Below are 7,630 nucleotides of genomic sequence, written 5' to 3'. Positions count from 1 at the left end.
TTATTGAACGGTTTTCTCCACGCCTTTATTATATCATACACAAAAGAAAGGGGGGAACGCGCATTCCTCTCCCACTTACTCCCTTTGGTCGTTGAAGTGGGAGTCTCCTGCGCGAAATAGGATGAAAGTCGATTTGTTTGATTTTCATTTGCCGGAAGAGTTGATTGCGCAAACGCCGCTTCCAGACCGGGCGGCATCAAGGCTCATGGTGCTCGATAAACGAACGGGCGCCATTCGCCATGAAACGTTTCGCAACATTATTTCGTACTTGAATCCGGGCGACTGCCTCGTTTTAAACGATACGCGCGTCATGCCGGCGCGGCTTTACGGCGAAAAAGAGGAAACGGGCGGAACGGTCGAAGTGCTGCTGTTAAAGCAATTGGACGGCGACCGTTGGGAGACGCTCGTCAAGCCGGGAAAACGAGTCAAGCCAGGAACGAAACTCACCTTTGGCGAGGGGAAGCTTGAAGCCGTCTGCCTCGATACGCTTGAGCACGGCGGGCGAGTGCTTGAGTTTTCGTATGACGGCCTGTTTTATGAAGTATTGGCCGAACTTGGGGAGATGCCGCTGCCCCCGTACATTAAAGAAAAGCTTGACGACCCGGAACGGTATCAGACGGTGTACGCCCGTGAAATTGGTTCGGCAGCGGCGCCAACCGCCGGTTTGCATTTCACCGAAGAGCTGCTTGACGCCATTCGCGAAAAAGGGGTGCATATCGTCTTCATCACCCTTCATGTCGGGCTTGGCACGTTTCGGCCAGTGCAAGTGGACGACGTCGAGAAGCACGATATGCACGCCGAATTTTATCAAATGAGCGAGGAAACGGCTGAGACGTTAAACCGCGTCCGGGAGCAGGGCGGCCGCATCATCGCCGTCGGCACGACGTCGACACGGACGCTCGAGACGATCGCCGGCAAACATAACGGCCGATTTGTTGCAGAAAGCGGCTGGACCGACATTTTCATCTATCCGGGCTATGAGTTCAAAGGGATTGATGGGCTGGTGACGAACTTCCACCTGCCGAAATCGACGCTCATCATGCTCGTGAGTGCGCTCGCCGGGCGCGAAAATATTTTGCACGCGTATCAAGTAGCGGTCAAAGAGCGATACCGCTTTTTCAGCTTCGGTGATGCGATGCTCATCATTTGAGAAAGGAGACGAGCACGTTGACGACACCGATTCGCTTTGAACTGATCAAAACGTGCCGGCAGACGGGCGCGCGCCTTGGCATCCTCCATACGCCGCACGGCTCGTTTGAAACGCCGATGTTTATGCCGGTTGGGACGCTCGCGACGGTCAAGACGCTGTCGCCGGAAGAGTTGAAGGAAATGGGTGCAGGCGTCATTTTGAGCAACACGTACCATTTATGGCTTCGGCCGGGCCATGACATCGTCGAGGAGGCGGGCGGGTTGCATGCGTTTATGAATTGGGATCGAGGCATTTTGACGGATTCCGGCGGCTTCCAAGTGTTCAGCCTCAGTGAATTCCGCCGCATCGAGGAAGAAGGCGTCTATTTCCGCAACCATTTAAACGGCGATAAGCTGTTTTTATCGCCGGAAAAAGCAGTCGAGATTCAAAATGCGCTTGGCGCCGACATCATCATGGCGTTTGATGAGTGCCCGCCGTATCCAGCGACGTATGAATACATGAAACAGTCCATCGAGCGGACGAGCCGTTGGGCGGAGCGCTGCTTGAAGGCGCACCGCCGCCCGAATGAGCAAGGGCTGTTTGGCATCGTCCAAGGCGGTGAATATGAAGATTTGCGCCGGCAAAGCGCCCGCGATTTAGTGTCGCTCGATTTCCCGGGCTATGCGGTCGGCGGGTTGTCGGTCGGCGAGCCGAAGGAGGTCATGAATCGGGTGCTTGAGTTTACGACGCCGCTTCTGCCGGCGGACAAGCCCCGCTATTTAATGGGCGTCGGTTCGCCGGATTCGCTCATCGACGGGGCGATCCGCGGCATCGACATGTTCGACTGCGTATTGCCGACGCGCATCGGCCGCAACGGGACGGTGATGACGAGCGAAGGACGGGTGGTGATCAAAAATGCTCAGTACGCTCGCGACTTCTCGCCGCTCGATCCGAACTGCGACTGCTACACGTGCCGGAACTATACGCGCGCGTACATCCGCCATCTCATCAAATGTGATGAAACATTTGGCATCCGCCTCACGTCTTACCATAACGTCTATTTTTTGATAAAATTGATGGAGCAGGTGAGACAAGCGATCCGCGAAGATCGACTCGCCGATTTCCGTGAGGAATTTTTCGAACGCTACGGCTTCAACAAGCCGAATGCAAAAAACTTTTGACGACCGGAAAGGAGGGGGATTGCATGAACGCAGCGATCGCCAATTTGTTGCCGATTGTGCTGTTTTTTGTGATTTTCTACTTTTTGCTCATTCGCCCGCAGCAAAAACGGCAACGCGCCATCCAGCAAATGCAGGCGAATTTGAAAAAAGGCGATAAAATCATCACGATCGGTGGATTGCACGGCATCATCGACTCGGTCGATGAGGACAAAATCATCGTTCGCGCCGGCGACGGCACGCGACTGACGTTCGACCGCTCCGCGGTGAGAGAAGTGGTGGCGGAAAGCAAGGCGTAGCGAAAGCGCGGCCATCGGCGTCTAAGCTTGAGCGCCGATTTGAACGGCGGTGTGAAAAGCGCGAGCGAGACGCAATCTCGTTTCTTACCATCGCGCTCTCCATCACAAAAGGTGTCCCGTTTGCTTTGAGGACACCTTTTGCTTTTGCGCTGGTTTGTCGTTTTTACGTCCGTTCATAGCGCGACGATGACAAATTGACCCCGACGATGCCGCCTAAGGAAGCAGCGGCGAAAAAGGCAAGGTGGTACAGCCATTGTTCGACGGTAAACGATTTTTCCATGCCAAGAAATTGAAACAAAAAGATGATCGCCGTAAATAAGAGGCCGGTCAGCCCGCCGGCGAGCCATCCTTTTTCTTGGCTTTTTCCGCCGGCGACAACGCCGCCGATAAACAGCGAGACAACCGAGGCGGCAAACACGATCCAGGTGAGCGACGATTCGTGAATGTCCGTCCATTTGAGCAACAACGAAAAAATGAAGCTGACGAGCGCCGCCAACACAAAAACTGTGGCGATTCCATACACCAGTGCGCTGCCAAGCCGTGACACCGCGATCCCTCCTTGGCCCAAACGCTTTTTACCACAATATATTCACCGCCGGACAGGTTTAGACGTTTATTTTCGCTTGTTTTTGCCGGCCAGCCAGTGCAGCCCCGGAAGGTAGACGAGCTCTTCGCGCCGGATGAGCCGGAACAGAACGAGGCAGGCGGCATATAGGGCGGCTGTCGCGGCCATGGCAAGCAGCGTCCAAAGCGGTGCGGGCACCGCCAAAAGCGGATGGCGGGAGAGCGCATAGCCGATTGCGCCCGCAGCGATGATGGCGCCAAGCGCTTTGATGTACTCGCGCGCATCGATGGAAAAAGACACCACCTTGACGACCGTGGCAAAGTGAAGCAACGTCACAAGAACGGTGCTGACTGCAGTCGCCAGCGCCGCGCCCATAATGCCCAAACTTGGACGGGAAGCAAGGACGAAGATGCACACGAGCTTCACCACTGCTCCGATCAAGCTGTTCGTCATGGCGGCGTTCGCCAAGTCCAGTCCTTGCAAGACCGCCTGCAGCGGGCCTTGGAAATAATACAATAAGAAAAACGGCGCCATCACTTGAATAAAGATCGCGGCTTCACTTGTGCCGTACATCCAGCGCATGAGCGGCTCGGCGAACAAGTAAAGAACGACGGTGGAAAGGCCGCCGGTGACAAGCGACAAGCGCATCGCCTGGGCGATCCGGTATTCGACCAAAAGCAGCTTGCGTTGCGCCATGGCTTCGCTGATGGCCGGCACCAGGGCGGTCGAAAGCGCGTACGTAATAAACGACGGCAACGTCAACAACGGCAGCGCGTAGCCGACAAGCTGTCCGTATTGCCTTGTGGCAGTGGAGGCGGCGATGCCGGCCAATGCCAAGCTGTTGGCGACGACGATTGGCTCAAAAAACCAAGAAAGCGAGCCGATCAAACGGCCGCCGGTCGTCGGCAAGGCAATGCGCATGAGGCGGACGAACGTCTCTTTGCCGGCTTGGACGTAGTGAAAAAACTTTGTCCGCAGGCGAATCGATTTTTTAACCTTAAATAAAAACAGCAAATACAATAATGCTGCCAGCTCGCCGAGAACGGAAGACGCCATGGCGCCGGCGGCGGCATACTCGACGCCGTACGGCAAAAGCGGCTGTGTGCATAAAGCGATCAAGCTGATGCGGACGATTTGTTCCATCAAGAGCGAGTAGGCGTACGGTTTCATTTGCTGGCGTCCTTGAAAGTAGCCGCGCAGCACCGAAGAGATGGCGACGATCGGCACAATTGGAGCGATGGCAAGAAGCGGATAGTACGTGCGCGGGTCGGTGAACATCGTCCGGGAGAGCCATGGCGCAGCAGCGATCAACGCCGGCAGAAGCACGATGCTTAGCGCGCCGGTGGTGGCCAGCGACACGACGAGAATTTGTTTCACCCGCTGCCGGTCGCCGGCCGCCTCTGCTTCGGCGACGAGTTTGGAAATGGCGACCGGCAGCCCGATCTGCGTCGCGGTAATCGCTAAAACGAGCGTCGGCACGGCCATCATGTACAGCCCGACTCCTTCATCGCCGATCATGCGGGCGACGACAATTCGGTTGATGAAGCCGAGAATTTTCGTAATAAAGCCAGCGGCGATTAAAATGACCGTACCTTGTAAAAATTTAGACATTTTCTCCCCCTGCCTTCTCAAATGCCTCCATCTTTTATACAATATATGCAAGGCCCATGGCCAAGCATGACAAGATTGGCAGGCGGCAATGGATACAAGGGGGTATGGGGGATGGATGAAAACCGGAAGCTGCGCGAACAGCTCATGCCGGCGCTCGAGTCGAAGTGCGATGAGTTTCGTCTTCTCGGCTATACGCAAGTGACGATGGACGGGCTGTGGGAATGTTTATGTTCCCGCAAGTGGAAGCATCGGCCGGCGGAAAAAAAACTGCATGAGTTGGTCAGCGACATTTTCTCTCTTTCGCCGAGCGAGTATATGATGTTTTTGACGATGCGTTCGTATAAGCAGCAGGCGGCCGGCGATGATGAGTTGGAGCGGGTTTTAAAGGAATTGTTATAGTGGAAAATTGACACTTGCCGGCTGCTGTTTCATAATGGAAGGCGAGGCCAATGTTTTGCTTGGCGCTGCGGCGGACGGCGCCGAGGCAAGTTGAAGGAGGATCTTAAGGAGAATGGTAAAACGAAGCCGCATCGTCGCCTTTTTTCTGCTCCTGCTTTTGTTCGCCGGAGTGATGGGGCCGACGATTCAAGGAATTGTACATAACATCAAACTGGGCCTTGACTTGCAAGGCGGTTTTGAAGTGCTGTATGAAGTGAAGCCGGCCAAAAAAGGCGATAAGATTGACCAAGAGACGCTGCAAAGCACCGTCAGCGCGCTGAATAAACGGATCAACGTCCTTGGCGTCAGCGAGCCGCGCGTTGACATCGAGGGAGGAAACCGCATCCGCGTCCAGCTCGCCGGGGTGAAAGACCAAAATGAGGCGCGCGAAATTTTGTCCACGCAGGCGAAATTGACGTTCCGCGATGTCAATGACAACGTGCTTATGGACGGAAGCGACCTCGTCCAAGGCGGAGCGAAGCTGTCGTTTGATGAAAACGGCCGGCCGAGCGTCGCTCTGAAATTGAAAGACGCCGACAAGTTCCGCCAGGTGACGGAAAAAGTATATAAAATGGGGCCGCCAAACAACATTTTAGTCATTTGGCTCGATTTTAAAGAAGGGGTGGACTCCTACCGGAAAGAAGCGGGCAAAGCTGATCCGAAATTTATTTCCGCCGCTTCAGTCAACCAAGTGTTCAATCAGACGGATGTGTCGATCGTCGGCAATTTTACGGTCAAAGAAGCGCAACAGCTGGCCGATTTGCTCAATGCCGGCGCGCTGCCGGTCGAGCTGCATGAAATTTACTCCACGTCCGTCGGCGCTCAGTTTGGGAAAAACGCCCTGCAAAAAACGGTGTTGGCCGGCATCATCGGTGTGGCGGCGATCTTCTTGTTCATGATTTGGTTTTACCGGCTTCCCGGGATCATCGCCGTCATTACGCTGTCGGTATACATTTATTTGATTTTGCTTTTGTTTGATTGGATGAACGTCGTTATGACGCTGCCAGGCATTGCCGCCCTGATTTTGGGGGTTGGGATGGCGGTCGATGCCAACATTATTACGTACGAACGGATCAAAGAGGAGCTGAAGCTCGGCAAGTCGATGCTGTCGGCGTTCCGTGCTGGCAACCGCGGGTCGTTTGCGACGATTTTTGACGCCAACCTTACGACGATCATCGCCGGCGCTGTTCTTTTTATTTACGGGACAAGCTCGGTGAAAGGGTTTGCGACGACGCTCATCATCAGCATCGTCGTCAGCTTTCTCACCGCCGTTTACGGCACGCGGCTGTTGCTCGGACTGCTTGTGTCAAGCCGCTGGCTCGATAAAAAGCCGGAGTGGTTTGGCGTCAAAAAGTCGGAAATCTTAAACATTGCCGAAACGACCGAGGAAACGGAAGTGCCGACGAAGTTTGACCGCTGGGATTTTGTCAAACATAGCAAAAAGTTTTTCATTTTCTCTGGCGCATTGACGATCGCCGGCGTCATCTCGTTGTTTGCCCTGGGGCTGAATCTTGGCATTGACTTCACGAGCGGAACGCGCGTTGAGGTGACGAGCAGCCAGCCGATCGATGCAAAAGAGTTGAGCGGCTATTTCGAGCGGCTCGGCTACAAGCCGGAAGATGTCGTCCTGTCCGGCACGGATGGGAAAACAGGCGTCGTCCGCTTGATTGGCGTGCTCGATAAGCAAGAAATTGCCAAGCTGAAAAATGAATTGAAGCAAGCGTATGGCAACGAACCAAACATCAGCACCGTCTCTCCGGTCGTCGGCAAGCAGCTGGCTCGCAACGCGCTCATTGCTGTGCTTATTTCATCCATCGGCATCATTCTTTACGTGACGATTCGCTTTGAGTGGCGAATGGCGCTCGCAGCCATTGTCGCCTTATTGCACGATGCGTTTTTTATTATTACCGTGTTCAGCTTGACGCGTCTTGAAGTCGATTTGACATTCATCGCCGCGGTGCTGACGATCATCGGGTACTCGATCAACGATACGATCGTCACGTTTGACCGCATCCGGGATTTGATGAAAAAGCGGAAAGTGAAAACGGTCGACGACTTGAAGCATATCGTCAACCGGGCGTTGCAGCAAACATTTACGCGCTCGGTCAATACCGTCTTGACCGTCTTGTTTACGGTCATCGCGTTGCTCATCTTTGGCAGCGAAGCGATCCGCAATTTCAACCTCGCCTTGCTCGTTGGACTTGTGTGCGGCGTCTATTCGTCGCTTTGCATCGCTTCTCAGCTTTGGGTCGTTTGGAAAGGACAGGAGCTCAAAAAAGGGAAAGGAGCCAAAAAAGCGGCGGCCGAGGCCGAACCGCAAGTGTAACAGCGCGCCGGAAAAGCGAATGTGCTTTTCCGGCGCCTTTTTGTTCGGTGCAATGCTTAGGGCGGAAAATGGATACACTAACCG

The 7,630-nt window shown here is 54.5% G+C and carries 7 protein-coding genes; 5 read left to right on the top strand and 2 right to left on the bottom strand.

From position 1 onward, the window contains the following. Positions 1 to 121 precede the first annotated feature (121 nt). Genes queA through yajC form a run of 3 tightly spaced genes read left to right on the top strand, consistent with a single transcriptional unit; the run spans position 122 to position 2,606 of the window. Positions 122 to 1,150 carry a tRNA preQ1(34) S-adenosylmethionine ribosyltransferase-isomerase QueA gene (gene queA, locus ACVBDQ_RS02205; protein WP_011232065.1) on the top strand — a complete coding sequence of 343 codons (1,029 nt, stop codon included), beginning with the start codon at positions 122 to 124 and terminating at the stop codon, positions 1,148 to 1,150. Between the two features lie 17 nt (positions 1,151 to 1,167). Beyond that, a complete protein-coding gene (tgt, locus tag ACVBDQ_RS02200) occupies positions 1,168 to 2,310 on the top strand; it encodes a tRNA guanosine(34) transglycosylase Tgt (RefSeq protein WP_063329406.1) in 1,143 nt (380 codons plus the stop codon). A 23-nt stretch (positions 2,311 to 2,333) separates the two neighbouring features. Beyond that, on the top strand, positions 2,334 to 2,606 hold the full coding sequence (yajC, locus tag ACVBDQ_RS02195; protein ID WP_023633728.1) for a preprotein translocase subunit YajC: 273 nt from the start codon (positions 2,334 to 2,336) through the stop codon (positions 2,604 to 2,606). 163 nt (positions 2,607 to 2,769) lie between these two features. On the opposite strand, the gene ACVBDQ_RS02190 is transcribed toward yajC, so the two are convergent. Together ACVBDQ_RS02190 and spoVB are read right to left on the bottom strand one after the other, a co-directional pair. After that, a complete protein-coding gene (locus ACVBDQ_RS02190) occupies positions 2,770 to 3,153 on the bottom strand; it encodes a TIGR04086 family membrane protein (protein WP_033006360.1) in 384 nt (127 codons plus the stop codon). A gap of 66 nt (positions 3,154 to 3,219) precedes the next feature. Continuing rightward, entirely contained in the window at positions 3,220 to 4,782 is a 1,563-nt protein-coding gene (gene spoVB, locus ACVBDQ_RS02185) for a stage V sporulation protein B (RefSeq protein ID WP_033025909.1), read from the bottom strand. A 111-nt stretch (positions 4,783 to 4,893) separates the two neighbouring features. Here spoVB and ACVBDQ_RS02180 point away from each other — a divergent pair, with 111 nt between their 5' ends. Then, positions 4,894 to 5,181, top strand: coding sequence for a post-transcriptional regulator (locus tag ACVBDQ_RS02180; protein ID WP_013524218.1), 288 nt, complete (start codon positions 4,894 to 4,896; stop codon positions 5,179 to 5,181). A gap of 112 nt (positions 5,182 to 5,293) precedes the next feature. Beyond that, complete coding sequence (secDF, locus tag ACVBDQ_RS02175) at positions 5,294 to 7,546, top strand: protein translocase subunit SecDF (protein WP_047758105.1); 2,253 nt, start codon at positions 5,294 to 5,296, stop codon at positions 7,544 to 7,546. Positions 7,547 to 7,630 lie beyond the last annotated feature (84 nt).

It is taken from the genome of Geobacillus sp. CCR, from assembly GCF_052906625.1.
This window is presented reverse-complemented; position numbering and strand designations above follow the sequence as displayed.